Below are 25,963 nucleotides of genomic sequence, written 5' to 3'. Positions count from 1 at the left end.
CCAGGTCATCCTCAGGTATGACACCGACCCTGAGCCGCACCCTGACTCACCCCTGGGCCACCTTGTCAGAATCACGTGCGGGCATGGCGTGACCTGGTTCTGACAGCTCGCTCGGCCTGCCCGCTGTCAGACGCACGTGACCGTAGGGCAGGACGTGGTTCTGACAGCTCGGGCCGGGGAGGCTGCCCCCAGACCGTGGCCGTCCTCAGATGTCCCGACGGCGACCAGCTCGCCTCCGCCGCGCCACGACGGTGGGAGCCATGACAGGTTCCGCCCACCTCTACCGCGTCCTGCTCGGGCTGCGCGATCTCGCCCGCCGCCAACGGGGCGTCGTCACCCGGGCCCAGGTCGGGGCCCTGGGCATGACGCCCGGCCATGTCGAGCAGCAGCTGCGCGCGCTGCGGTGGCGGTCGCTCAGCGAACAGGTGCTCGTCGTCCACCGCGGTCCGCTCGCCCGCGACGCCAGGCTCTGGGCCGCCGTGCTCGGCGCGCCCCGGGGGAGCGTCGTCGGAGCGTGGACCGCCCTCGAGCTGCAGGGTCTGGAGGGGTGGACGCGCGATCCCGTGCATCTCGTCGTGGCCCGCGGCGCGAAGCCCGACCGGCACCCCTGGCTCGTGGTGCACGAGTCGCGCCGGCTGCGGGCCGAGGACGTCGTGGACGCCGGCGGGCTTCCCGTGCACGGCGTCGCGCGGGCCGCCGTCGACGCGGCGGCCTGGCAGCCGACGTGGCGCACGGCGGCCGGGCTGATGGCCGCCGTCGTGCAGCAGCGCCTCGTGACGACCGACGACCTGTTCGCCATGCTCGACACGGTGGGCGCGGTGCGGCACCGCAAAGTGATGCGGCTGGCGCTCGCGGACGTCGTCGGCGGGGCGGACTCGCTCGCCGAGATCGACTTCGTCCGGCTGTGCCGGGACGCGGGGCTCCCAGAGCCGAGCCGGCAGTCGCCCCGGCGGGACCTCCAGGGTCGACGACGGTTCCTCGACGTCGAGTGGCGGCTGCCGGGCGGTCGCCGGTTCGTCGTGGAGATCGACGGCGTCGGCCACCTGGAGCGCGACCGCTGGTACGCCGACCTGCTGCGGGACGCCGAGCTCGGCGCCGACACCCGCACCGTGCGGATCCGCCTGCCCGCGATGGCCGCACGCTACGAGCCGGACCGCGTGCTCGCCGTCGTCCGCCACCACCTCGGCTGGTGAGCTGTCAGAACCAGGTACGCGTATGCCAGGACCTGGTTCTGACAACTCGCGCGGCCCCAGACCTGTCAGAACCAGGTACGCGTATGCCAGGGCCTGGTTCTGACAGGTCGCGGGTCAGGACCCGGGGCGGACGAGGCCGGTCTCGTAGGCCGTGACGACGGCCTGCACGCGGTCGCGGGCATCCAGCTTGGCGAGGATGCGCCCGACGTGGGTCTTCACGGTCGCCTCGGCGACGAACAGGTCGGCGGCGATCTCGGTGTTGGACCGGCCCCGCGCCATGAGGACGAGGACCTCGCGCTCGCGGTCCGTCAACGCCGCGAGCGCGTCGTGCTGCGGGGCGGCCTGGTCGGCGGGCAGCGCGGTGACGAGGTGCTCGAGCAGCCGCCGGGTCGACGACGGCGCGATGACGGCGTCCCCGGCGTGCACGGTGCGGATGGCGGCGAGCATCTCCTCCGGGGGCGCGTCCTTGAGCAGGAACCCCGACGCGCCGCTGCGGATGGCCTCCAGCACGTACTCGTCGAGGTCGAACGTGGTGAGGACGATGACGCGGGGCGCGTCCGGCGAGGCCGTGAGCCGGGCGGTGGCGGTGAGGCCGTCGAGGTGCGGCATGCGCACGTCCATCAGCACGACGTCGACACGGTGGTCGGCGAGCAGGCGCAGCGCCTGGGCGCCGTCGCCCGCCTCGAGCGCGACCTCCAGGTCCGGCTGCGAGTCGATGACCATGCGGAAGCCCGCGCGCACCAGCTGCTGGTCGTCGACCAGGGCCACGCGCACCACGCCCCCTGGCGCGCCGCCGGGCGGCCCGGCCGGGGGGAGCGGGTCGGTGGTGGGCGAGGTCATGCGTCCTCCTGCGGGGTCGTCGGCGGCGCGTCGGCCGGCGGCGTGGTGGTCATGGGGGCCGGGCTGGCCGGGCTGACGGTGCTGACGGTAGGTGGCTGCGGTGCGGCGGTGACGGTCGTGCCGGGCAGCGGCAGCTCGAGGTGCACGCGGAAGCCGCCGCCGGCACGGGGACCGGTCTCGAGGGTGCCGCCGTACAGGTTGGTCCGCTCGCGCATCCCCCGCAGGCCGAACCCGGGGTCGTCGCTCGCGGCGGCGGCACCGCGGCCGTCGTCGAGCACCTCGAGCTCGACGGTCGACGGCGTCCAGCGGACGGCGACGGTGACGGCCGGGTCGGGCCCGGCGTGCTTGCGCACGTTGGTGAGCGACTCCTGGCAGACGCGGTACAGGGTCAGCCCCATGCCGGCGGTCAGAGGTCGCGGTGCGCCGACGCGCACGTGCGAGACGCGCAGCCCGCCGTCGCGCGCCTGGGCCACGAGGTCCTCGATGTCCTCGACCCCCGGCTGGGGGGCGGGCCGGCTCGTGCGGTGCGGCTCACGGTGCGGCTCGCGCTGCGGCACGGCCGTGGTCGCGCCCGTGGACGGCCGGGCCGCCGCCGCGCCGGCGGACGGGGCCGGATCGCCGGGTCCGCCTGGCCCGACGTGCTCGTCGCGCTCGGCGTCGTCGTCCTGGGAGCGCAGCACGCCGAGCAGGCGGCGCATGTCGGTGAGCGCGGTGCGCCCGGTCTCGCTGATGGTGCCGAGCGCCCGGACCGCGGACTCGGGGTCGGACGCCGCGGCGTAGCGTCCGCCGTCGGCCTGCGCGACGACGATGGACAGGGAGTGCGCGACGATGTCGTGCATCTCGCGGGCGATGCGGGCGCGCTCGGCGGCGGCGCTGATCCGCGCCTGCTGGTCGCGCTCGATCTCGAGGCGGTGCGCACGGTCGCGCAGGGCGTCCATCGTCACGCGACGGGAGCGGCGCACGAGGGCGAACGCCCAGACGGCGAGCGCGGTGACGAAGCAGAAGATCCCGACGGGGACGACCTCGGCCAGCCCCGCCACTCCGGTGTCGCCGAGCATCGCGACGGCCACCGGCAGCACGGCGAGGGTCCCGACCGCGGTCGAGCAGATGGCCGTGACGTGCGCCCAGGTGGGCCCGTAGACGGTCACCGAGAACAGGGCGACGAGGATCAGGAGGTCCCCGGGCATGATCATCGGGTAGCCGGCGAGGATGTGCGCGAGCGCGACGGCGTAGACGGCGACGGCCGAGGGCACGGGGCGGGTGCGGCGCCAGGGCAGCGGTGCGAGCAGGGCGATGCTCCACGCGATCGACCCGGTCCGGGACAGGAACGGCTCGGCCGAGTACAGGTCGGTGGCGGAGCTGATCGTGAGCGCGGCGAGCAGCGCGGTCGTCGTCAGGTCGACGCCGAAGCGGTGCGCCTCGAACCAGCGCCCCATCCTCTCGATCCAGCTCATGACGGCCAGAGTAGGTGGGCGACGCCGCGGCCGCGTCAGCCCGGGGGAGGAGCGGGGGCCGGCAGGGGTCGGTCCCGGGGAGGACTCCGGCGGGCGACGGCGGGCCGGAGAACCGTGGCGTCTTTCACGTCCCAGGACCAGCGACGATGCCGCTAGCATGAGGGAATGACCCACGTACTGCTGGCCGAGGACGACCCGGCTATTGCCGAGCCTTTGGCGCGGGCTCTCACGCGTGAGGGTTACGACGTCATCGTGCAAGGAACTGGTCAAGGAGCCGTCGACCACGCGGGGAACGCGGACATCGTCGTCCTCGACCTGGGCCTGCCCGACATGGACGGCCTCGACGTGGCGCGGGAGATCCGCGGATCCGGGCTCACCGTGCCGGTCCTGGTGCTCACCGCACGCGCGGACGAGGTCGACCTGGTCGTCGGCCTGGACGCAGGCGCCGACGACTACGTGACGAAGCCGTTCCGCCTGGCGGAGCTTCTCGCCCGCGTCCGGGCGCTGCTGCGCCGCACGCACGGCGAGACCGGCGAGGACGAGGAGCTGCGTGCGCAGGACGTGCGCGTCGACGTGTCCGCGCACCGCGCGTTCCAGGGCGAGCGAGAGCTGCACCTCACCACCAAGGAGTTCGACCTGCTGAAGGTGCTGGTCGCCAACGCCGGGTCGGTCGTGGTGCGCGACACGCTCATGCGCGACGTGTGGGGCTCCGACCCTGTCGGTTCCACCAAGACTCTCGACATGCACGTGTCCTGGCTGCGCCGCAAGCTCGGTGACGACGCCAACGCCCCGCGCTACGTCTCCACCGTGCGAGGGCTCGGCTTCCGCTTCGAGCTCGGCGCGAGTTGACACCGCAGGGCCAGGGCTGACCTCGTGCGTCGCCGCGTCCTGCTGGCGACCATCTCCGCGGTCGCCGTCGCCGTGCTCCTGCTGGGTGTCCCTCTGGGCATCTTCGGTGCGCGGTACGTCCTCGCCATCGAGGAGCAGCGCATCACCAACCGCGTCGACGTGCTCGCGCGCAGCATCGACAACACGCTCGAGCGCGGTGACATCGTCGGTGAGTCCACGGTCGAGCGGGCCGCCGAGGGCAGCGACGGCGACCTCCCCGCGTACGTCGTCGTGACCCTGCCGGACGGCACGCAGCTCACGGCGGGCGAGCCGGTCACCGCGCCCACGATCGACAAGGCCAAGCTCACGGACCAGAACGTGTCCGTCTCGATGACCGTGTCCGCGGTCGGCGCGTACGTGAAGTCCGCGCAGACGGTCGCGCTCGTCATCATCGCGGGGATCGTGGCGATCGCCGCCGGCATCGCGGTCGCGGTGTGGCAGGCCAACCGGTTGTCCGCTCCGCTCGTGTACCTCGCGGCGTCGGCCGAACAGCTCGGGTCGGGGCAGGTGCGCCCCCGCCTGGAACCCTCGGGCGTCGAGGAGATCGACCTCGTCGCCGCCGAGCTGGCACGCTCGGCGGACCGGCTCGCCGGCCGGCTCGCCGCCGAGCGGCAGTTCACCCAGGACGCGTCGCACCAGCTCCGCACGCCGCTGACGGCGCTGACGATGCGCCTCGAGGAGATCACGCTCGCCTCCGACGACCCCGAGGTGGTCGAGGAGGCGCGGATCTCCCTGGAGCAGGTGGAGCGCCTCGTGTCCGTGGTGGACGACCTGCTCACGGCGTCGCGCCGGTCGCAGGGCGGCACGACGGAGGCCGTCGTCCTGGCGGACGTCGTGCACCAGCAGGAGGAGGAGTGGGCGCCCACGTTCGAGCGGGCAGGGCGCCGCCTGGTCATCGAGGTCCCCGACGGGATGCAGGTGCTCGCCACGCCGGGCGCGCTGGCACAGATCATCGCGACGCTGCTGGAGAACTCCCTCAAGTACGGGGACGGCACCACCACGGTGCGCTCGCGCCCCTCGGGCACGACGGGCGCGGTCGCCGTCGAGGTCGCGGACGAGGGGCCGGGGGTGGCCGACGACGTCGCGACCCGCATCTTCGAGCGTGGCACGACGACGGGTGGCAGCACCGGCCTCGGCCTCGCCCTGGCCCGTGACCTCGCGGCGGCCGACGGCGGACGGCTCGAGCTGGCGCAGCGCCGGCCCCCGGTCTTCGCGCTCTTCCTGGCCGGCGTGCCGCGCACGCTCGATCCCCACCTCGTGCTGCCACCCGGCACGACCATCTCCTCCCGTGGCCGCCGGCGCGGCTGGCTCCACCACCACGGCGACTGACGGGCGGCGTCCGGACGGCAGGAGCACGGCGCCCGCCTTTGGGCCGGTATCCTCGATGCCCGTGACCGGACCCCACGCCACCGCCCCTGTCGTCGCCGTCGTCGGAGGGGGTCAGCTCGCCCGCATGATGGCCCCCGCGGCCGCAGAGCTGGGCGTGGGCCTGCGGGTCCTCGTCGAGGACCCGGCGTCGTCCGCGGCGCAGGTGGTCACGGACACCCCGGTGGGCGTGGCGAGCGACGACGCGGCGATCCGTGCCCTCATCGCCCCCGCCGACGGGCGGCCCGCGGCCGCGGTGCTCACCTTCGAGCACGAGCACGTGCCGAACGTCCTGCTCCAGGACCTCATCGACCACGGCACGCCCGTGCGTCCTGGCCCGCACGCCCTCGTGCAGGCGCAGGACAAGATCGTCATGCGGCGCCGGCTCACCGAGCTCGGCCTGCCGTGCCCGCGCTGGGCGGCCCTGCCGACCGACCCTGCCGAGGCGCGCGAGGCGCTCGACGCCTTCCTCGCCGAGGAGGACGGGCACGAGGCCGTGGTGAAGACGTCCCGCGGGGGCTACGACGGCAAGGGCGTCCGCGTCGTGTCGTCGTCGGACGACGTCGCCGACTGGCTCCAGGCCGTCGTCGACGGCGGTCCCGCGCTGCTCGTGGAGCGGAAGGTGCCGTTCGTGCGCGAGCTGGCGGCCCTGGTCGCCCGTCGCCCGTCGGGCGAGGTGCGCACCTGGCCGGTCGTCGAGTCCGTCCAGCGTGACGGGGTGTGCGCGGAGGTCGTGGCGCCCGCCCCCGACCTGGACCCCGCCGTGGACGAGGAGGCCCGCCGGATCGCCGTCGCGGTGGCCGAGGGGCTCGACGTGACCGGGGTCCTCGCGGTCGAGCTGTTCGAGACCCGGGAGGCCGACGGCAGCACCGCGGTGTGGGTCAACGAGCTCGCGATGCGCCCCCACAACTCCGGCCACTGGACCATCGACGGCGCCGTGACGAGCCAGTTCGAGCAGCACCTGCGCGCCGTGCTCGACCTGCCCCTCGGCGACACCACCGCCCGGGCGCCGTGGACCGTGATGGCGAACGTGCTGGGCTCGACCCTCGACGCCCTCACCGACGCCCTGCCCGACGTGCTCGCGCACTACCCCGAGGCGCGGGTCAACCTGTACGGCAAGGGCATCCGCCCGGGCCGCAAGCTCGGTCACGTCAACGTGAGCGGCACCGACCTCGACGAGGTGCGCCGTCGTGCCCTCGGCGCGGCGGCGCTGCTGCGCGGCGAGGCCGGCCCGGCCGGCACCGCCACCGCCGGGGCCCCCACCACGACCGCCACCAGCAAGGAGCACGCATGAGCACGCCTGTCGTCGGGATCGTCATGGGCTCGGACTCGGACTGGCCGGTGATGGAGGCTGCCGCGGACGCGCTCGCCGAGCTCGGGGTCGAGTCCGAGGTCGACGTCGTCTCCGCGCACCGGATGCCGACGGAGATGATCGACTACGGCCGCACGGCCGCCGAGCGGGGCCTGCGGGTGATCGTCGCGGGGGCCGGCGGCGCCGCGCACCTGCCCGGCATGCTCGCCGCCGTCACGCCGCTGCCGGTGGTCGGCGTGCCGGTACCGCTGCGCCACCTCGACGGCATGGACTCGCTGCTGTCCATCGTGCAGATGCCCGCGGGCGTGCCCGTGGCGACCGTGTCCGTCGGCGGGGCCCGCAACGCGGGCCTGCTCGCCGCGCGCATCCTCGGTGCCGGGACCGGGCCCGAGGACCTCGCGCTGCGCGAGCGCATGGTCGCCTTCCAGGCCGAGCTCGGCGACGTCGCGCGCGCCAAGGGTGCCAAGCTGCGGGCCGCGCGCGAGGGCGCCCGCCGCACCGGCTTCTCCGCCTGACGCGAAGGGCTCAGCCCTCGACGCGCTCGCCCACCGTGTGCACCACGGTCACCTCGGGGTCCCACGGGACGAGCTCGTCGACCGCCGACTGGAGGGCCGCGACGTCGGGCACGTCGCCGGGGCCGCGGACCTCGACGACCACGTCCGTCGTGCCCTGCCACGTGACGTCCTCGACGTCGGCGCCGGGGGTGTCCGCGAGCCAGGCCTCCGCCGCGGCGCGGACCTGGCCGGCCCAGACGTCGGCGAGCACGGACTGGGCGGTGTTGGCGGCCATGGGCAGCGCCACCACGACGACGGCGAGCGCACCGACGAGGACGGCGCGGCGGGGCCGGCGTCGGCCACCGGCGTCCTGCCGGGCCTGCGCGGCGTCCGACGCGTAGCCCGCGCCGGTGAACACCACCGTGGACGCCACGACGAGCGCGACCACGTTGGAGCCGAACAGCAGCAGCGCGCCGGCCGCGAGGGCGGGCTCGCCCGCGCCCAGGCAGACACCCACCACGCCGAGCGGCGGCACGAGGGAGATGGCGATCGCGATGCCCGGCAGGACGTCGCCGAGGTCGCGGCGCGCGAGGGCGATGGAGCCGGCGAACCCGGTGGCGAACGCGGCGACGAGGTCGCCGACGCCGGGCGAGGTACGCCCCGTGACCTGGGAGTTCGACACGACCTGCGACGTCTCCGGGAGTACCAGGGCGACCAGCCAGCCGATCGCGACGACGAGTGCCAGCCCGCCCAGCACGTAGAGGGCGGAGCGCCCGACCAGCCGTCCGCGCCCCGTGACGATCCCGAGGCCGAAGCCGAGGATGGGCGTCGACAGCGGCGCGATGATCATCGCCCCGATCACCGTGGCGGTGGAGTCGGTGACGACGCCGGACACCGCGATGATCCCGGACAGCACCAGCATCGCCCAGAAGGCGGAACGCTTGGCCCCGACCTCGCCGGAGGTGAGGTCGAGCCGGTCGGTGAGCTCGGCGAGGTCGCGGCGCTGCGCAGCCGGGACGACGGCCGAGAGGAATCGACCCCGCGGCGCGGTGGGGGCGGTGGCGAGGGCGTCGGCAGCGGACATCGGACCTCCGGGGGCGCGGGCGCGGTGCCCGCCGTCGGCCGGGCAGCCCGGGGCTCGGCGCTCCGCGGCGAGGAAAGTATGCCGTGCCCGCGTCGTCGAGGTGGCACGGCACGCGCCGAGGTAGTTCCGGTCCGGCCGAGGTAGTACACCTCGTGCCGAGGTAGGGGCCTGGGCCACTACCTCGGCACGGGTGGCACTACCTCGGCCCGAGCTGCACTACCTCGGCCCGAGCTGCACTACCTCGGCACGGGTGGGACTACCTCGGCACGGGTGGGTCTACCTCGGCGTCAGCCGGGCATGCCGCCGACGGTGCTGCCGGGCTCGAGCTCGCCGTCGCGCACGTCGGCCCAGAACTTGTCGGTCTTGTCGGCGTCGAGCAGCACGGTCGAGCCGACTCCGGTGCCGGGGTCGTAGCCCGGGTCCGCGATCGGCGGGGTGCCGGTGACGCCGTCCGGGCCGGTGGCGGCCTTGAAGGCCAGGCCCAGGCGGCCGAGGTCGACGATGCCGGAGCTCTCGTCCACGGTGAGCGCGTCGGTGCCGGCGTTGACGAGCTTCACCTGGTCGACCGGGTTGAGCAGCACGCTCGGCTTGACGACCTTGGCGGCGACGGCGGCGATGACCTGCTGCTGCCGCTCTGCCCGGCCGATGTCGCCCTTGGGGTCGGAGTACCGCATGCGCGAGAAGGCGAGCGCCGTCTCGCCGTCGGCCATGTGGCAGCCCTTCTCCCAGTGCAGGTCGCTCTTCTTGTCGTCGACGTCCTTCGGGTAGCACAGCTCGACGCCGCCGACCGCGTCGACGATCTCCTCGACGCTGCCGAACCCGACCTCCGCGTAGTGGTCGACGGTCAGGCCGGTCAGGCCCTCCACGGTCTCGACGAGGAGGGGAGCACCACCGTAGGAGTACGCGGCATTGATCTTGTTCGCCTTGTGCCCCGGGATCTCGGTGTACGTGTCGCGGGGGATCGAGATCAGGGCGGCCGGCCCGCTCTTGGGCTTGTGCAGCACCATGATCGTGTCCGTCCGGGCGCCGCTCGTCCCGTCCTCGGGCACCGTGCCGGTACCGCGCTCGTCCGACCCGGCCAGGAGATAGGTGGTGCCGGGCGTCCCCGCGGCGTCCGACAGGGCCTCGATGTGCTGGATCTTGCCGTTGGCCCACACGATCAGGCCGATCGGCCAGGCGAGCAGCAGCACGAGCACGAGCACGGCGACCAGCCCCGCGACGCGCCCCTTGCGCACGCGGAAGCCGCCACCACCCGCGGTCGCCGCCGCAGCGTCGCCCGGGCCGCCGGGACCGGCCGGCGGCGGCGTGCGCGGCGCGGCCTGGGTGCTGCGCGCCTGCGCGGGCATGACGCGGGTGCCCGACCCCTGCCTGGCCGCGGGCGGGCGGGACGCGGGCGCCGCCTGCGAGCCGCGCGGCGCGTACGACCGGGGCTTCGGCGCGGCGCCGCCGCGCCGCTCGGGCGGCGTGGTCGGGATCTCCCGCGAGGACTGGCGGCGGACCCGAGGCTCCACGGGGGCGGCGTCGTCACGCCGTCCCACGCGGCCGCCGGTGGGCGGCGCGGGCGGGCGGGAGGACCCGCCCACGGGGATGGCGTCGCCGGAGCCGCGAGGGCGGTCGGAGCTGCCGCCGGACGGCGTGAAGCTCGGCGGGATGCGCTGGTCGTCGTTGCTCATGGGGATCCCCGCGCTCAGCCGCAGACCGAGGTGACGTCGGCGCCGGTGAACGCCTCCTTGCCGGCCTCGCGCGTGCGCTTCGGCTCGGGGTCGTCCTTGGTCGTCGCGGCGGTGGCGTCGTCGGTGGCGGCGCCGGTGGCCTCGTCGGTCGGGTCGTCGGTCGCGTCGTCCGTCGTGCCGGTGTCGTCGTCGGACACGGGGGTCGCGCTGCTGTCGCCGGCGCCCTTCGACTTCTTGCCGGTCTTCTCGGTCGTGATCGCGTCGTTGAGGGGCTTGTCGTGCTTGAGGTTCTTCCAGACCGCCTCGGCGTCGTCGGTGAGGATCACGTTCGCCGCGTTGCTCGGGTCGTACATGTTCGGCGCGGTCATGAACGAGATGGTGTCAGGGCGCACGTTGCGCGCGCTGTACGCCAGCCCGGCGAGTCCCTGGATGGAGGCGAAGTTGCTGCTCATCGTCATCGACCCGGTGACGGCGCCGAGGAACTTCAGCGACTTCGCGGGGTCGGCCAGCGTCCCGGCGCTGAGCACCTCGCGCGCGAGGGCGGCCACGAGCTCCTGCTGGCGGCCGATGCGGCCCAGGTCGGAGCCGTCCCCGATGCCGTACCGTGCGCGGGCGTACTTGAGGGCGGTCTTGCCGTCGAGCTCCTGCACGCCGGCGGACAGCTTGAGGTGGTCGGCCTTGGGGTTGTCGATGTCCTCCGGGATGCAGAGCTCGACACCGCCGAGGGCGTTGATCATCTTCTCGAACCCGGCGAAGTCGACGACGACGAAGCCGTCCATCTGCACGTCGGTGATCGTCTCGATCGTCTTCTGGGCGCACAGCGCGCCCGACTCGACGTCACCGCCGCTGTTGACCCCCTGCGCGAAGGCGGCGTTGAACTTCACCCCGTACAGGGGTGCGGTCTGACCGCCCGACGACGTCGGGCACGACGGGACGTCGACGGTGGTGTCGCGGGGGAGGGAGAGCATCTCCACCCGCGAGCGGTCGGACGAGATGTGCATGATCATCGTCGTGTCCGAGCGGGCGCCCAGGGTGCCGTCGCCGACGATGTCGGCGTTGTCGCCGCCGCGGCTGTCCGAGCCCATGAGCACGATGTTCAGCGGCATGTCGGCGTTGGGGTCCTTGGGCAGGATCTTCTCGGGCCGGTCGTCGCCGAGCAGCTTGTCCGCGTCGACGGACGTGATGTTGTTGGTGAGCCGGACGGCCGCCGTCGCGCCGCCGACGGCGACGAACGCCAGGACGGCGGTCAGCCCCATCCCCAGGGCGCGCGCGAGCGTGTGCGTGCGCAGGGCGCGTGCGTGCGAGGGCCCCTTGACGGAGTCAGGGGCCGAGGCGACGTGGCGGGGGGTGGTGCGGCTCACGGGAAGCGAGCATAGAGGGTTCGTGTCACGCCGCTGCGGTGCCCGGGAACCGGGACGGTAGAGGAAATGTGTGGGTCGGTCACCGGCCCCGGGCCCGAGGCTGTCGTCACTGGCCGTTCCGGGCGTACCGGGCCTCGACGGCCGCCTTGGCGGGCCGCCACCAGTCCTCGTGCGCGCGGTACCAGTCGACCGTCGCGGCCAGGCCGCTGCGGAAGTCGGTGTAGCGGGGCGCCCACCCGAGCTCCTCGCGCAGCTTGGACGCGTCGATCGCGTACCGCAGGTCGTGGCCGGGCCGGTCGGTGACGTGGTCGAAGTCGTCCGCGTCGCGGCCGAACAGCTCGTTCAGGGTCCGCACGACCTGGAGGTTGTTGCGCTGGCCGTCGGCGCCGATCAGGTACGTCTCCCCGATGCGACCGCGCTCGAGGACGGCCCAGACGGCGGAGTTGTGGTCCTCCACGTGGATCCAGTCGCGCACGTTGAGCCCCGCCCCGTACAGGCGCGGCCGCACCCCGTCGATGAGGTTGGTGACCTGGCGGGGGATGAACTTCTCCACGTGCTGGTACGGGCCGTAGTTGTTGGAGCAGTTCGAGATCGTCGCCGCCACGCCGAACGACCGTACCCACGCACGCACCAGCAGGTCCGAGCCTGCCTTCGTCGCCGAGTACGGGCTGGACGGGTTGTACGGCGTCGCGGGCGTGAACGCGTCGTCGCCCTCGAGCGGCAGGTCGCCGTACACCTCGTCGGTCGAGACGTGGTGGAACCGCACGCCGCGACGGCGGACCGCCTCCAGCAGGGTGAACGTGCCGACCAGGTTGGTCTGCACGAACGGCGACGGGTCGGCCAGCGAGTTGTCGTTGTGGGACTCCGCGGCGAAGTGCACGACGACGTCCGCGCCCGCCACCAGCTCGTCCACCAGCGGCGCGTCGGTGATCGACCCCTCGACCAGCTCGACCTGCTCCGCGACCGGCGCCAGCGACGTCCGGTCCCCGGCATAGGTCAGGGCGTCCAGCACCGTCACGCGGGCGTCGGGGCGCTCCCGCACGGTCTGCTGGACGAAGTTCGCGCCGATGAACCCGGCGCCGCCTGTGACGAGGACCCGCATGCGCGGCACCCTACCGGCGGCGCGACGGGCGCGGCAGGGGGCGCGGGGGCGAATCCGGGACCCGCGGCGCCGGTGGCGTCCCGCTCTGGGACACTGAGGTCGTGACGGACACCACGCGGCACGTGCGCCGGGAGCCCGCCCCGCCACCCCTCACGAGCGCCCTGCGACCGGCCCCGCGCGGGTACCGGCGTGCCGTCGCGCTGATCACGCTGGCCGTGGCCGGGTGGGCCACCCTGTGGGCCGTCGTCACGCCGCCGTTCCAGGCGCCCGACGAGCAGAACCACCTCAACAGCGTGCTGCGCATCGCTTACGACGGAGGATGGCCTGCCCCTGGCGACGCCTACCTCGCCCCCGGGGTCGTCGACGCCGTCCACGAGGCCGGCTACCCCTCCGACCCGCCCGGCCGGTGGGTGCACCGTCCCGACGTCCCCCAGTTCGTCGACCTCGTGCCTGTGCCCCGCGACGAGCGCACCCGCCTCGACGCCTCGAACGCGCTGGGCGACGCGACGTCCGGCACGACGGTCGACCAGATGACGCAGCACCCGCCGCTCTACTACGCCCTCGGTGCGGCCGTGCTGCGCGTCACAGGGCTCACCGAGGCGCGCTGGGACGCCCAGATGCTGGCGCTGCGCCTGTTCGACGTCGTCCTGCTGGCGCTCACCGTGCCCCTCGCCGCCGCGACCGCCCGCCGGGTCACCGGCTCGCCGGCCGCCGGCCTGGTCGCCGCCGCGTTCCCCCTCTTCCTGCCGCAGCTCGGGCACATCATGGGTGCGGTGAACAACGACGCGCTCGTCGTGCTCACCTGCGCGGCCGCGACCTGGCTCGCCGCCCGCGTGGTCACCGGCGACCTGCGGTGGCGGGTCGCCGTCGCGATCGGCGTCGTCGTCGGGCTCGGGCTCCTCACCAAGGTGATGGTGGCGTTCGCGCTGCCCACCGTGGGCGTCGCCTACCTGCTCGCGCGCGGCCGGCGGTGGCCCGGCCGGCTGGGGCGTCTCGTCGTCGCCGTCACGGTCGCCGTGGCCGTCGGTGGCTGGTGGTGGGTGCGCAACGTGATCACCCTGGGCGCGGTGCAGCCCGTGGGCATGCCCCGTGACCCGGCCACCGTGGCGCAGGTGCCGGACGCCGAGGTGCCGCGGCTCATCCTGGAGAAGCTCCCGCAGGCGTTCTTCGGGAACCTGTCCTGGCTGGAGGTACGCCTCCCGGGCGCGTGGGTGGTGGCCGGGTCGGTGGTCCTGGTCGCCGTCGTGCTCGCCGCGGTCCTCCTGCCGGGTGCACGACGTGCGTCGTTCGCGCTCGCCCTGCTGCCCGCCGGGCTCGCCGCCGGGGTGGCGTACAACAGCTGGTCCGCGCACGCCGACACCGGAGGGCTCGTCGCCGTCCAGGGCCGGTACGTGTTCGGCGGGATCGCGGCGCTCGCGGCACTGTTCGCCGTCGCGCTGTGGCAGCTCGTGCGCCGCCAGGACCGGCGCCTCGCCGTCGCCGTACCGGTGGTGACGACGCTCGCGCTCGCAGCCGCGGCCGGAGGCCTGGTGTGGGCGTTCGGCGCGTTCTACCAGGGGCCCGGCGAGCCGTTCGGGGCCGCCGTCGACCGCTGGCTCGCCTGGAGCCCGCTCGCGGAGCCCGCCCTGCTCGTCGTGGTCGCGGCGTGCGCGCTCGCGCTCGTGTCCGCGCTGGTCGTCGCGCTCGGGTGGCCCCGTAGACTCGCGGCGTCCGTGGCCCCTGGCGACACGCCGGCGGCCCCCGGTCCCCCGAAGGATGCGCGATGAAGCTGTTCGTCCAGATCCCGTGCCTCGACGAGGCCGGGACGCTCCCGCTCGTGCTCGCGGCCATCCCGCGCGAGGTCGCCGGGTTCGAGAGCGTCGAGGTCCTCGTCGTCGACGACGGCTCCACGGACGGCACCGCCGAGGTGGCGCGGCGGCTCGGCGTGCACCACGTGCTGCGGCACACCAGCACGATGGGGCTGGCGCGGTCGTTCCGCGACGGCGTCGACTACGCCCTCGCGCACGGCGCCGACGTCGTGGTGAACACCGATGGCGACAACCAGTACCCGTCGGAACGGATCGGCGACCTCGTGGCGCCCATCCTGGCGGGGGAGGCCGACATCGTCGTCGCGGACCGCCAGACGGCGACCATCGCGCACTTCTCGCCGTTCAAGAAGCGGATGCAGCGCCTCGGCAGCCGTGTCGTGAGCGCGGCCGCGGGGACGTCGCTGCCCGACGCCGCGAGCGGGTTCCGCGCCTACTCCCGGGGCGCGCTGCTGCGGCTCAACGTGGTGACCGAGTTCAGCTACACCATGGAGACGATCATCCAGGCGGGCAACAAGCGCCTGCGGATCACGAGCCTGCCGATCAGCACCAACCCGAAGACGCGCGAGTCGCGGCTGTTCTCCAACATCTGGCAGCACATGGGCCGTTCCGGGCGCGCGATCCTGCGCTCCTGGATCATGTTCCGGCCTCACCTGGTCTTCCTCACGCTCGCCGCCCTGTTCTTCGTGGCCGCGGCCGTGCCCGCCGTGCGGTTCCTCGTCTACCTGGCGCGCGGGGACGCCGGTGGCCACGTGCAGTCGCTCGTCTTCGCGGGCGCCATGCTCGTCGGGGCGCTGCTGTGCCTCGCGCTCCTGGTCATCGCGGACCTGCTGCGCACCAACCGCACGCTGGTGGAGGAGACCCTCGAGCGGGTCAAGGCGATCCAGTACGGCGCGCGGCCCGCGTCGCACGCCGTGGTGCCCGACGCCGTCCCCCACGACGTGCGCGACGCCGTCCGCCACGACCTGCGCGACGGGGTGCCCGACGCCGTGCCGGACGCCGTGCCCGACGATCAGGACGCGCCCGCGTGATCGTCGCGTTCGGCACGTACGACGCCGCCCGGCACCCCCGGATCGGCGTGCTCGTGGCAGGGCTGCGCGCCCACGGCCACGTCGTGCACGAGCTCGACCGTCCGCTCGGCCTCAGCACGGCGCAGCGGGTGCGGATGCTGCGCGAGCCGTGGCGGCTGCCCGTCCTCCTGGTGCGGCTGCTGCGCTGCTGGGCGCTCCTCGTGGGCGACGCCGTCCGGCACCGGCGCAGGCACGGGCGTCCGGACGCGGTGCTGGTCGGCTACCTCGGACACTTCGACGTCGTGCTCGCCCGGCTGCTCTTCGGACGCACGCCGGTGCTGCTCGACCACCTCGTGTTCGCGGGGGACACGGCCACCGACCGCGGCGCTCGGGGCGCGCGGGTGACGGCGCTGCGGGCGCTCGACCGCCTGGCGGTGGCCTGCGCCGACGTCGTGCTGCTCGACACCGCCGAGCACGCGCGCATGCTCGGCGAGCTCGTGCCGTCCCGCGCTCGCCGCGGGCTCGTCGTGCCGGTCGGCGCGCCGCAGGACTGGTTCGACGCCGCGCCCTCCGCCGGCCGGGCGGCCGGTCTCGCCGACGCCGGGACCCGGCCGCTGCGACTCGTGTTCTTCGGGCTGTTCACCCCCCTGCAGGGCACGGACGTGCTTGCCGCGGCCCTCGCCCGGGCGCTGCCCCGCGCGGCCGCCGACGGCGCGCAGGGGGGCCGGCGGATCGAGGTCACCCTCGTGGGCGCCGGCCAGGACCTGCCCGCAGCCCGCGCCCTGCTGCGTGACGTCCCCGGCGTGACCTGGCTCGGCTGGGTCGACCCCGCCGAGCTGCCCGGGCTCGTCGCCGCGCACGACGTCTGCCTGGGGATCTTCTCCGCCACCCCCAAGGGGCTCCGCGTCGTGCCGAACAAGGTCTTCCAGGGCCTGGCCGCGGGCTGCGTCGTCGTCACGTCCGACACGGCGCCGCAGCGCCGGCACCTCGGCGACCACGTCGAGCTCGTCCCGCCGGCCGACCCCGCCGCGCTGGCGGAGCGGCTCCTCGCGCTGCGGGACCCGGCGACGCTCGCCACCGCCCGGGCCCGCGCCGCGTCCGGTCGCGGCCTCGCGCGTCCCGCCGCGGTCGTCGAGCCGCTGGTGCGCCTGCTCGCCTCCCGCGGGGTCCGTCCGTGACGGCCCGCGCCGGCGCGCTGTCCCGGGCGCTCGGCGTGCTGCGCTCGCCCTGGGTGCGGTGGGGTTTCCTCGTCCTCGCGATCGGGCTGGCGGTCTACGCCGTCGTCGCCGCGCGGGACGACCTCGCCCGGGCCGCCGCCGAGCTTTCCTGGCAGCGCGTCCTTGTGGCTCTGCTGCTGTCGCTCGCGTTCGTCCTGTGCACCTTCGTGTCCTGGCGGGTCGTCCTCGCCGACCTCGGGTCGCCCGCAGGCTTCCGCGTCGCGCTGCGCGTCTTCGGCATCAGCCAGCTCGGCAAGTACGTGCCGGGCGGGGTCTGGAACGTGGTCGCCGCCGCCGAGCTCGGGGTCGACCACGGCATCGCGCGCCGCACCTCGGTCACGACGACGGCGGTGGCGACCCTCGTCGGCGTCGTCTCCGGGGCCGTCGTCGGCGTCGTCGCCCTCCCGTTCGTCGCCTCCGGCGCCCTCGGGTCGGCCGGCCCGGTGCTGTGGCTGCTGCCCGCCGTCGCCGTCGTCCTGCTGCCGCCCGTGCTCAACCGGTGCGTGGCCTGGGCCCTGCGCGTCGCCCGCCGGCCTCCGCTGGACCGGCCCCTCGGCTGGCGTGGCCTCGGTGCGGCGACGCTGTGGTCCGTCGCCGGGTGGCTGCTCGCCGGCGCGCAGGTCTGGGTGCTGGCCGTCGGGCTCGGGATGCCCGCCGACGCGCGCGGCGTCGCGCTCGCCGTCGGCGGCTACGCCCTCGCCTGGGTCGTCGGTTTCCTCGTCGTCGTGGTGCCCGCCGGTGCAGGCGCGCGCGAGCTGGTGCTGCTCGCCGTCCTCGCCGCCGTGCTGCCGCACGCGGAGGTCCTGCTGCTGGTGCTGGTCAGCCGCGTGCTCGTGACGATCGCCGACCTGGCGATGGCCGGGGCAGGGGCCCTCGCCCGGCCGAGATAGCAGAACTACCTCGGCGCGAGGGGGACTACCTCGGCGGGTGAGGAACTACCTCGGCGCGAGGGGGACTACCTCGACGGGCGGGGCGGTCAGGCGCGCAGGCTGGCGAGGTAGGCCTGGACCGCGTCGTCGGAGGGCAGGAGTCCCTGCTGCTCCGCCTCGGCGAGCCCGGGGGCGGCGGCGTCCTTGTCGGAGAGCTGCGGCGTGAGGGGCGAGCCGTCGCGGGCGGTCGTCGGCCAGTCGATCCCGACGGCCGGGTCGAGAGGGTGGATCCCGTGCTCGCCGCCGGGGTTGTACCCGGTGGAGCACAGGTAGAGGACGGTCGAGCCGTCCTCCAGCGACAGGAACGCGTGGCCGAGGCCCTCGCCGAGGTAGATCGCGCGGCGGTCGACGTCGTCGAGCAGCACGGAGTCCCACCGCCCGAAGGTCGGCGACCCGACGCGGAGGTCGACGACGACGTCGAGGACGGCGCCCTGGGCGCAGGTCACGTACTTGGCCTGTCCCGGCGGGACGTCGGCGAAGTGGATGCCGCGCAGGACGCCGGCGGCGGACACGGAGCAGTTGGCCTGCTGCAGGTCGAGGGGGTGCCCGACGGCGTCGGCGAACGGCCCGGCCTTGAACCACTCGAGGAACACCCCGCGCGGGTCGCCGAACTGCTGCGGGGTGATCTCGTAGGCGCCGGGCACTGCCAGCTCGCGGAACCGCACGGGTGGTGCTCCCTCGGGTGTGTCCGTCGGACGCCCGGTCCCGGCCGCCCCCGCCTAGGATCCTAGGCGTGAGCACCGCCGACGCGCAGACCGTCAGCACACCTGCCAGCACACCTGCCAGCACGTCGCCGCCCGCGCGCCGCCGCTGGCTCGTCGTGGGGGCGGGCGGCATGCTCGCCCACGATCTCCTGGACGTGCTGCAGGAGGCCGGCGCCGACGTCGTCGCGGCCCGCCGCGCGGACCTGGACGTCACGGACGCGGCCGCGGCCGCCGCCGTCGTGCGCGACGTCGACGTCGTGGTCAACTGCGCCGCCTGGACCGCCGTCGACGACGCCGAGACCCAGGAGGACGCCGCCTTCCAGGTCAACGCCCTCGGCGCCGCGCACCTGGCCCGCGCCGCGCGGGCGGCGGGCGCACGTGTGGTGCACGTGTCGACGGACTACGTCTTCGACGGGCGTGCCGGCACCCCGTACGCCGAGGACGCGCCCCTGGCCCCCGTGTCCGCCTACGGCCGCACGAAGGCGGCGGGGGAGTGGGCCGTGCGCGCCGAGGCGCCCGACCACCTGATCGTGCGCACGGCCTGGCTCTACGGCGCCCACGGCGGCTGCTTCCCCCGGACGATGGCGCGGCTCGCGGCCGAGCGCGACGAGCTGACCGTGGTGGACGACCAGGTGGGGCAGCCCACCTGGACCCGGGACCTCGCCGACCTGATCGTGCGCCTCGTCGACGCCGGCGCCCCGGCGGGGACCTATCACGGCACGGCCTCGGGACAGACGTCGTGGTGCGGGTTCACGCGGCGCATCGTGGCGGGCCTCGGCACCGGGACCCGCGTCACCGCCACCACCAGCGACGCCTTCGTGCGACCCGCACCCCGCCCGGCGTACTCCGTGCTCGGCCACGACGCCCTGCGCGCCGCCGGGGTCGACCCGATCGGCGACTGGGCCGCGCGGTGGGACGCCGCCGCGGCGGACGTGCTGGCAGGCTGACCTCGGCCGGCCCCGAAGCTCCCGCCCTCGGTGCCGTCAGTGCCGTCCGTGCAGTCCGTGCAGTCAGTGCCGCCAGTGCCGTCGAGTCCGAAGGAGCGCCTCGTGCCCCCTGCCGTCGCCACCCCGCCCCCGCTCACGCTGTACGGCAGCCTGCGGTGGGACGTCGTGGAACCGCTGCTGCCCGGCGCCGCGGGGCGCGTGCTCGAGATCGGCTGCGGCCAGGGGGCCGTCGGCGTCCGCCTGGCCGCGCGGGCCGCCGCGTACACCGGGGTCGAGCTCGACGCCGACAGCGCCCGCACCGCCGAGCAGCGGCTCGTGGACGCCGGAGCGCCGGGCACGGTCGTGCACGGCCCGCTGGACACGCTGCCCGCCGCCGAGCGGTTCGACCTCGTCTGCGCCTTCGAGGTCATCGAGCACATCGACGACGACGCCGCCGCCCTGCGCGAGTGGGTCGCGCGGCTGCGGCCCGGTGGCACGCTCCTGCTCTCCACCCCCGCGTGGCAGCGTCGGTTCGGCCCCATGGACGAGGCCGTCGGCCACTTCCGCCGGTACGACCCGGCCGTCCTCGTCGCGCTCCTGCGGGACGCGGGACTCCACGACGTCGGCCTGCGCCTGTACGGCGTCCCGCTCGGCTACGCGCTGGAGGCCGCACGCAACCAGGTCGCCCGTCGCCGACCGGGGCTGCGCGACGAGGGCAGCACCGCCGACCGCACGGCCCGCAGCGGCCGGCTCTTCCAGCCGTCGACGGCGGCGCAGGGCACGCTCGTCCGCGCCGCGACCTGGCCGTTCCGGCTCGCCCAGCGGGCGTTCCCCCGCACGGGCACCGGGCTCGTCGCGTGGGGGAGGGCACCGCGCGGCTGACGAGGAGCTCGGGTCAGGGCTCGGGTCAGCGCTCGAGGAGGCCGAGCAGGTACGTGCCGTACCCGGACTTCACCAGCTTCTCGGCGCGCACGCGCAGCTCGTCGTCGGTGAGGAACCCGCGGCGCCAGGCGACCTCCTCGGGCGAGCCGATCTTGAGACCCTGGCGCCGCTCGATCGTGCGGACGTAGTCCGACGCCTCGAGCAGGGAGTCGAAGGTGCCGGTGTCGAGCCACGCGGTGCCGCGGGGCAGCACCTCGACCTGCAGCGTGCCGCGGCGCAGGTACTCGCGGTTGACGTCGGTGATCTCGTACTCGCCGCGGGCGGACGGCTCGAGGTTCCGGGCGATCTCGACGACGTCGTTGTCGTAGAAGTAGAGGCCGGGCACCGCGTAGCTCGACTTCGGCTCGCGCGGCTTCTCCTCGAGCGAGAGGGCGCGGCCGGCGTCGTCGAACTCGACGACGCCGTACGCCGTGGGGTCCGCGACCCGGTAGGCGAAGACGGCGCCGCCCGTGAGGCCGTGGAACCGGGTGAGCTGCCGCCCCAGGCCCGGCCCGTAGAAGATGTTGTCCCCGAGCACGAGGGCGACCGCGTCGTCGCCCACGAAGTCCGCGCCGAGCACGAACGCCTGCGCCAGCCCGTCGGGCTGCACCTGGACGGTGTACTCGATCGACACGCCGAACTCGGAGCCGTCACCCAGCAGGCGCCGGAACTGCTCGGCGTCGTGCGGGGTGGTGATGACGAGGATGTCCCGGATGCCCGCGAGGATCAGCGTGGACAGCGGGTAGTAGATCATCGGCTTGTCGTAGACGGGCACGAGCTGCTTGCTGACGCCGAGCGTGATGGGGTGCAGCCGGGTGCCGCTGCCGCCGGCCAGGATGATGCCGCGCATGGCAGTTCATTGTGCTGCACCTGCCCGGAACCGGCAGGGTGAACTCTGCGGCGACGGGTGCTCAGGCGGTGGGCGTGACGCGCTCGGTGGCCCGCAGCCGGTCGAGCCGCTCCGGGTCGGCGCCGAGCTCGGCCGCGGTCGCCGCGGACAGGAGCACCACGGAGCCGTCGGCGGCCCACGTGGCGAGCAGGTCGCGCAGCAGCTCCCCGAGCGGGCGGTCGCCGTCGACGAGCACGCGCTCGCCCGCCGCCCGCGGGGCGGGCAGCAGGTCGCCGAAGGTGACGGGCCTGGCGCCGGGCGCCTCGAGCGCGACGGCGGCGGTGTCGGTCTCCGGGGCCCAGCCGATGACGTCCCCGTACGTCATGACGGCCGCTGCCGCGTCGACCGCGCCGGGCGGCAGCGCGCCGTCGAACGACCGCGCCAGGGCGGGCAGCGCCACGGCCACGACGTCGGGGGCCCCGGGACCGGACAGGAGGTCGCCCCACGCCTCAGGACGGGAGGTCACGACGACGTCGCCGCCGGCCGCCGGCACGTCGCCGGGGAGCGCCACCGTCGCGCCGGTGCGCCACGCCGCCAGCGCCCACAGGACGCCGCGCCAGTGCGCGGGCACGTCGAGCGTCACGACGGTCCCCGGGGCGGCGTCGAACTCCTCGACGAGGAGGTTGACGGTCTTGTTCACCCAGTTCTGCAGCACGGCCCCGGAGAGCTCCACGCGTTCCCCGCCGTCGCCGTACCAGGTGAGGCGCGGACGACCGGGGTCGGACACGACAAGATCGAGAATCTGCGAGATCGTCGACGGTGTCCGGGGGGCGGCGGGGAGCGGGTTCACGCAGGTCAGCCTACGAGCCGCGGCGCGGCGGCTCCGTCCCCGCATGTGAATGGGCAGTGGAGATCGAGATCACTAGCACATTTCGACTTGACGCCTTCGAAGGACACGCGTGTAATTCCAGGTATGCAGTTTCCGTAAAGAGAACGGCATGGAGGGGCACGCCATGTGGAACTTGCTGGATGGGGACCGGGGGGTCTTCCCGTCTGACGTAGGCCGTGAGCCCGAGCGCGTAGCGCCGGTGCTGCCGTTGTTCGGTGACGCTACGGTCGACGACGAGACTCTCCTCGGGTGGCAGGAACGAGCCCTGTGCGCCCAGACCGACCCGGAGGCCTTCTTTCCCGAGAAGGGCGGGTCCACGCGCGAGGCCAAGAAGGTCTGCACGTCCTGCGAGGTCCGGGCCGAGTGCCTGGACTACGCGCTCGCCAACGACGAGCGTTTCGGCATCTGGGGCGGGCTCTCCGAGCGTGAGCGTCGCAAGCTGAAGCGCCGCGCCGTCTGAGCGCGCGCTGACCGAAGGGATGTCCGGCCCGACACGCACGGGTCGGATATCCCACGACGGGATCGGGGCTCGTCGCATCATGGCGGGCAGGATGACTGCTCCCCACCCGACCCCAGCCCGCCCCGGCGGCGTGGTCGCACCCCCGGGCGCGACCACCGTCGGCGCGCCCGCCACCGCCGCCGGCGACCGGAGGGACGGCACCGCTGCCGCCCCCCTGGTGGTGACCGTGACGGCCGTGGTCGTCACGCGCGGCCGCACCCCCTTCCTCGACGCCACGCTCGACGCGCTCGCCCACCAGGAGCGCGCGGCCGACGAGGTCGTCGTCGTGGACGTCGGTGCCGCGGAGTCGACCGCCCACCCCGACCTGCGCCTCGGCGGCGCCCGCTTCGTCGCGGCGTCGGGGGTCCGCAGCCTCGGTGAGGCGGTCGACCGCGCGAACGCCGTCGTGGGCGTCCCCGAGACCGGCTGGCTGTGGATCCTGCACGACGACTCCGCCCCCGACCCCGACGCCCTGGCCCGCCTGCTGCGCGCCGTCGAGCACTCGAGCGCCGTCGCCGTCGCCGGCTGCAAGCAGCGTCGCTGGCCCGTCGACCCCGACGGGACGCCGGCCGCCGAGGCCAGCATGCTCGTGGAGGTCGGCGGCACGGTGTCGCCGCTCGGCCGGCGGATGACCGGCATCGACGACACGGAGATCGACCAGGGCCAGCACGACGCGCGCGAGGACGTCCTCGCCGTCGGGCTCGCCGGCGCGCTGGTCCGCGCGCACGTGTGGGCTGAGCTGGGCGGTACCGACCCTGAGCTGGGTCCGTTCGGCGACGGGCTGGACCTGTGCCGGCGTGCGAGGCTCGCGGGGCACCGTGTGGTCGTGGTCCCTGACGCGGTCGTGCGGCACGCGCAGGCGTCGCTCCTCGGTCTGCGCGGGCGCCCGAACGCCACCCCGGACCTGGAGACGTCGCGCTACGCGCGCCGCCGCAGCCAGCTGTACCTGCGCCTCGTCGACGCGCCGCTGCCGCTGCTGCCGTTCGTCTGGCTCGCGATCCTGCTGTGGGCGCCGTTCGCGGCCATGTACCGGCTGGCCCTCAAGCGCCCGGCACAGGCCCGCGACGAGCTCGTCGCCGCGGTGGTGACCGCGTTGCGCCTGGTGCCCCTGTACCGGGCTCGCCGGCGCGCCGCCCGTACCCGGCGGTTGCCCCGGCGGGTCCTCGCCCCGCTGCTCGGCACCTGGCGGCAGGTGCTCGCCGAGCGCCGGGACGCCCGCCTGGCCCGGGCCGAGGCGCAGCGCGCCCGCTGGGCACCCACGGACCTGGAGCGCGCGGACCTGCGCCGGCTCGCCCGCACGCGGCGCGTCGTCCTGGGCGTCGTCCTGGTGGCCGTGGTGGCCCTCGACGTCGCGCTCTTCGGGCCGTGGCAGGGCGTGCTCGCCGACGGCGGCCGGGTCGTGGGCGGCGGGCTGCTCCCGGCCCCCGGGAGCGTCGGGGACGTCTGGGAGGCGGCGACCTCCGGCTGGGTGCGCGACGGGCTGGGGGTGCGCGCGGCCGCGGACCCGCTGCTCGTGCCGCTGACGGCGTTCGCCGTGCTCGCCGGTGGCGGGCTCCAGACGGCGGTGAACGCCGTGGTGGTGGCCGCGCTGCCGCTGGCCGCGCTCGGTGGCTGGTTCGCGGCCGGCTCGCTGACGCGCTCGGTCGTCGTGCGCGCCGTGGCCGCCCTGGCCTGGGCGGCGGCGCCCGGCTTGCTCGCGTCGCTGGGCTCGGGCCGGCTGGGCGCCGTCGTCGTGCACCTCACGCTCCCGTGGCTGCTCGTCGCGCTGCTGCGCACCGTGGGGGCGCACGCGCGCGACGTCGTGCACACGCCGACGCGCCGCCGCGGGTCCCTCGGCGCCGCCGGCGCCGCGGGCCTCCTGCTCGCCGTCGCCGTGTGCGCGGCGCCCGTGCTGCTGCCGGTGGCCGCCGTGCTGATCGGCGTCACCGCCCTCGTGGTGCGGCGGTCGTGGCGGTCCCTGCTGCTCGTGCTGCTGCCCGCGGTCGTGGTGCCGCTGCCGTTCTGGGGCGAGGTGCTCGGCAGCTGGTCGGACGGGGGGTGGCGCCTGCTGGTGGCCGAGCCCGGCGCGCCGCTGGCCGCCCAGGGCGCCCCCACCGCCCTCGAGCTGCTGCTCGGCCTGCCGGGGGACACCGTCTGGTTCGAGCGGTGGCTCGGCACGGACGGCCCGCTCGGACGCTTCGCCCTGGTCGGGCCGGCACTCCTCGGCGTGGCCGTCCTCGTCCTCGCCGCCGTCGCCATGGTGCGCCCGCGCGCCGTGCGCGGGGTCCGGCTCGCGTGGCTCGGCGCCGCGGCGGGGCTCGCGACGGCGGTCCTGGCGGTCGCGACCGTCGTGGCGAGCGGCACGGCGACCGACGGCTCGGCCGCGAGCGTGACCGGCTGGCCGGGCGTCGGGCTCTCGGTGCTGCTGCTGGCCCTCGGTGCGGCCGCGGTCACCGCGCTGCCCTCGACCGGACGACGGCAGGTCCCGGCGGCGCCCGTCCGCGAGGAGCACGGCCGGCTGCGGCGGGCAGGGACCGTCGGCCTCGTGGCCGTCGGCGTCGTGGCGCTCGCTCTGCCCGTGGCCCAGCTCGGCTCGTGGGTGCTGGGCTCGACCGGAGGCGGCGCCGTCGGCGACCTGCAGGCCGCGGCGCAGCCGGTGGTGCCCGCCGTCGGCACCCAGATGCAGGCGCCGCCCCGCTCCGCGCGGGTGCTCCAGCTGGACCGGGTCGCGCCCGGCGACGCCGGAGCCTCAGGGGTCGCGAGCGGTGCGACGGTCGTCGACTACACGCTGCTGCACGCCGACGGCACCCGGCTCGAGGACTCGTCGACCGTCGTGCGCGCCCGGGCGGCCGGCGTGCTCGCCGGCCCGGAGCGCACCGACACCGCGCTGCTCGACCAGGTCGTGGCGGAGGTGGCCACCGGCCGGTCCACGGACGTCGCCGACCGGCTCGCCGCGCTCGGGATCGGCGCCGTGCAGGTGCCGGCCGGCGGCGACACGGACCTGGTGACCACGCTCGACCTCGTGCCCGGGCTCGCCCGGGTCACCGAGGAGGGCGCCCTGGTCTGGCGCGTCACCACCGACGGGCCCGCGCCCGGCTGGGCGACGGTGCTGCGGGACGGCGGCGCCGCCGAGGCGCCCTCCCCGTTCTTCGCACCGAAGAGCGCGGTACGCACCCTGCCGTCCGACGGCACCAGCGCGGGCGGGCGCCTGACCGAGGGCGCCGAAGACCGCACCCTGCGGCTCGCCGAGACCGCTGACAGCGGCTGGCACGCGACCCTCGACGGGCGACGGCTGGCGGCCGTCGACGCCGGCGGCACGCAGGCCTTCGCCGTCGGCCCGGACGCCGGCCGGGTGCAGGTCGCCTACGAGTCGCCGCACCGGACCGCGTGGCTCGTCCTCGCGGGCGTGGTGCTGCTCGTGCACGCGCTGCTGGCGCTGCCGGTCGGACGGCGGCGCGGACGATGAGCGCGCGGCGGACCGAAGGACGG

The 25,963-nt window shown here is 75.2% G+C and carries 22 protein-coding genes; 13 read left to right on the top strand and 9 right to left on the bottom strand.

All coding sequences use genetic code 11. The annotated features are described in order from the left end of the window. Positions 1-260: 260 nt before the first annotated feature. Positions 261-1,193: a hypothetical protein gene (locus ACWGKI_RS06870; protein WP_452185762.1), complete on the top strand. Its 933-nt coding sequence runs from the start codon at positions 261-263 to the stop codon at positions 1,191-1,193. A gap of 114 nt (positions 1,194-1,307) precedes the next feature. On the opposite strand, the gene ACWGKI_RS06865 is transcribed toward ACWGKI_RS06870, so the two are convergent. Both ACWGKI_RS06865 and ACWGKI_RS06860 read right to left on the bottom strand, forming a co-directional pair. Beyond that, a complete protein-coding gene (locus ACWGKI_RS06865) occupies positions 1,308-2,033 on the bottom strand; it encodes a response regulator (protein ID WP_452185760.1) in 726 nt (241 codons plus the stop codon). Beyond that, positions 2,030-3,487, bottom strand: a complete 1,458-nt coding sequence (locus ACWGKI_RS06860; RefSeq protein ID WP_452185758.1) for a sensor histidine kinase — start codon at positions 3,485-3,487, stop codon at positions 2,030-2,032. The genes ACWGKI_RS06865 and ACWGKI_RS06860 overlap by 4 nt, the downstream gene beginning before the upstream one ends. Before the next feature lie 165 nt (positions 3,488-3,652). On the opposite strand from ACWGKI_RS06860, the gene ACWGKI_RS06855 reads away from it, so the two are divergent. The 4 genes from ACWGKI_RS06855 to purE are packed head-to-tail and all read left to right on the top strand — an operon-like array spanning position 3,653 to position 7,567. Further along, entirely contained in the window at positions 3,653-4,336 is a 684-nt protein-coding gene (locus ACWGKI_RS06855) for a response regulator transcription factor (protein WP_380243469.1), read from the top strand. Positions 4,337-4,360: 24 nt separating this feature from the next. Beyond that, positions 4,361-5,704, top strand: a complete 1,344-nt coding sequence (locus tag ACWGKI_RS06850; RefSeq protein ID WP_380243470.1) for an ATP-binding protein — start codon at positions 4,361-4,363, stop codon at positions 5,702-5,704. Between the two features lie 55 nt (positions 5,705-5,759). Then, positions 5,760-7,034, top strand: coding sequence for a 5-(carboxyamino)imidazole ribonucleotide synthase (locus ACWGKI_RS06845; protein ID WP_452185756.1), 1,275 nt, complete (start codon positions 5,760-5,762; stop codon positions 7,032-7,034). Then, on the top strand, positions 7,031-7,567 hold the full coding sequence (purE, locus tag ACWGKI_RS06840) for a 5-(carboxyamino)imidazole ribonucleotide mutase (RefSeq protein ID WP_452185754.1): 537 nt from the start codon (positions 7,031-7,033) through the stop codon (positions 7,565-7,567). Before ACWGKI_RS06845 ends, purE begins: the two co-directional genes overlap by 4 nt. Positions 7,568-7,577: 10 nt before the next feature. Here purE and ACWGKI_RS06835 read toward each other — a convergent pair whose 3' ends face one another. The 4 genes from ACWGKI_RS06835 to rfbB all read right to left on the bottom strand — a co-directional run bounded on the left by ACWGKI_RS06835 (position 7,578) and on the right by rfbB (position 12,766). Next, complete coding sequence (locus ACWGKI_RS06835; RefSeq protein ID WP_452185752.1) at positions 7,578-8,630, bottom strand: TIGR00341 family protein; 1,053 nt, start codon at positions 8,628-8,630, stop codon at positions 7,578-7,580. A gap of 287 nt (positions 8,631-8,917) precedes the next feature. Next, on the bottom strand, positions 8,918-10,303 hold the full coding sequence (locus ACWGKI_RS06830; RefSeq protein ID WP_452185750.1) for an LCP family glycopolymer transferase: 1,386 nt from the start codon (positions 10,301-10,303) through the stop codon (positions 8,918-8,920). Between the two features lie 14 nt (positions 10,304-10,317). Beyond that, positions 10,318-11,664 carry an LCP family protein gene (locus tag ACWGKI_RS06825; RefSeq protein WP_452185748.1) on the bottom strand — a complete coding sequence of 449 codons (1,347 nt, stop codon included), beginning with the start codon at positions 11,662-11,664 and terminating at the stop codon, positions 10,318-10,320. 106 nt (positions 11,665-11,770) lie between these two features. Beyond that, positions 11,771-12,766: a dTDP-glucose 4,6-dehydratase gene (rfbB, locus tag ACWGKI_RS06820; RefSeq protein ID WP_452185746.1), complete on the bottom strand. Its 996-nt coding sequence runs from the start codon at positions 12,764-12,766 to the stop codon at positions 11,771-11,773. A gap of 101 nt (positions 12,767-12,867) precedes the next feature. Between rfbB and ACWGKI_RS06815 the strand changes: the two genes are divergently transcribed. From ACWGKI_RS06815 to ACWGKI_RS06800, 4 genes are read left to right on the top strand one after another with little or no spacing between them, the layout of a single operon-like run. After that, a complete protein-coding gene (locus tag ACWGKI_RS06815; protein WP_452185744.1) occupies positions 12,868-14,532 on the top strand; it encodes a DUF2142 domain-containing protein in 1,665 nt (554 codons plus the stop codon). Next, entirely contained in the window at positions 14,529-15,602 is a 1,074-nt protein-coding gene (locus ACWGKI_RS06810) for a glycosyltransferase family 2 protein (RefSeq protein WP_452185742.1), read from the top strand. Before ACWGKI_RS06815 ends, ACWGKI_RS06810 begins: the two co-directional genes overlap by 4 nt. Beyond that, on the top strand, positions 15,599-16,759 hold the full coding sequence (locus ACWGKI_RS06805) for a glycosyltransferase (protein WP_452185740.1): 1,161 nt from the start codon (positions 15,599-15,601) through the stop codon (positions 16,757-16,759). Before ACWGKI_RS06810 ends, ACWGKI_RS06805 begins: the two co-directional genes overlap by 4 nt. Beyond that, positions 16,756-17,688, top strand: a complete 933-nt coding sequence (locus ACWGKI_RS06800; protein ID WP_380244284.1) for a lysylphosphatidylglycerol synthase domain-containing protein — start codon at positions 16,756-16,758, stop codon at positions 17,686-17,688. The genes ACWGKI_RS06805 and ACWGKI_RS06800 overlap by 4 nt, the downstream gene beginning before the upstream one ends. Positions 17,689-17,774: 86 nt before the next feature. On the opposite strand, the gene ACWGKI_RS06795 is transcribed toward ACWGKI_RS06800, so the two are convergent. After that, a complete protein-coding gene (locus ACWGKI_RS06795; protein ID WP_380244285.1) occupies positions 17,775-18,392 on the bottom strand; it encodes a dTDP-4-dehydrorhamnose 3,5-epimerase family protein in 618 nt (205 codons plus the stop codon). Positions 18,393-18,547: 155 nt separating this feature from the next. On the opposite strand from ACWGKI_RS06795, the gene rfbD reads away from it, so the two are divergent. Beyond that, positions 18,548-19,378: a dTDP-4-dehydrorhamnose reductase gene (gene rfbD / locus ACWGKI_RS06790; protein WP_452185787.1), complete on the top strand. Its 831-nt coding sequence runs from the start codon at positions 18,548-18,550 to the stop codon at positions 19,376-19,378. A 102-nt stretch (positions 19,379-19,480) separates the two neighbouring features. Continuing rightward, positions 19,481-20,239 carry a class I SAM-dependent methyltransferase gene (locus ACWGKI_RS06785; protein ID WP_452185738.1) on the top strand — a complete coding sequence of 253 codons (759 nt, stop codon included), beginning with the start codon at positions 19,481-19,483 and terminating at the stop codon, positions 20,237-20,239. Positions 20,240-20,264: 25 nt separating this feature from the next. On the opposite strand, the gene rfbA is transcribed toward ACWGKI_RS06785, so the two are convergent. Together rfbA and ACWGKI_RS06775 are read right to left on the bottom strand one after the other, a co-directional pair. Beyond that, the gene (gene rfbA / locus ACWGKI_RS06780) at positions 20,265-21,128 is read right to left on the bottom strand and encodes a glucose-1-phosphate thymidylyltransferase RfbA (RefSeq protein ID WP_452185736.1); all 864 of its coding nucleotides are present in this window, start codon (positions 21,126-21,128) and stop codon (positions 20,265-20,267) included. A gap of 61 nt (positions 21,129-21,189) precedes the next feature. Then, a complete protein-coding gene (locus ACWGKI_RS06775) occupies positions 21,190-21,957 on the bottom strand; it encodes a TIGR03089 family protein (protein WP_452185734.1) in 768 nt (255 codons plus the stop codon). A gap of 163 nt (positions 21,958-22,120) precedes the next feature. Between ACWGKI_RS06775 and ACWGKI_RS06770 the strand changes: the two genes are divergently transcribed. Both ACWGKI_RS06770 and ACWGKI_RS06765 read left to right on the top strand, forming a co-directional pair. After that, positions 22,121-22,456 carry a WhiB family transcriptional regulator gene (locus tag ACWGKI_RS06770; RefSeq protein ID WP_380244291.1) on the top strand — a complete coding sequence of 112 codons (336 nt, stop codon included), beginning with the start codon at positions 22,121-22,123 and terminating at the stop codon, positions 22,454-22,456. A 91-nt stretch (positions 22,457-22,547) separates the two neighbouring features. Continuing rightward, a complete protein-coding gene (locus tag ACWGKI_RS06765) occupies positions 22,548-25,940 on the top strand; it encodes a glycosyltransferase (RefSeq protein ID WP_452185732.1) in 3,393 nt (1,130 codons plus the stop codon). Positions 25,941-25,963 lie beyond the last annotated feature (23 nt).

It is taken from the genome of Isoptericola sp. NPDC055881, assembly GCF_053615895.1.
Note: the sequence above shows the minus strand (reverse complement) of the source record. Positions and strands in the feature narration are given on the sequence as shown.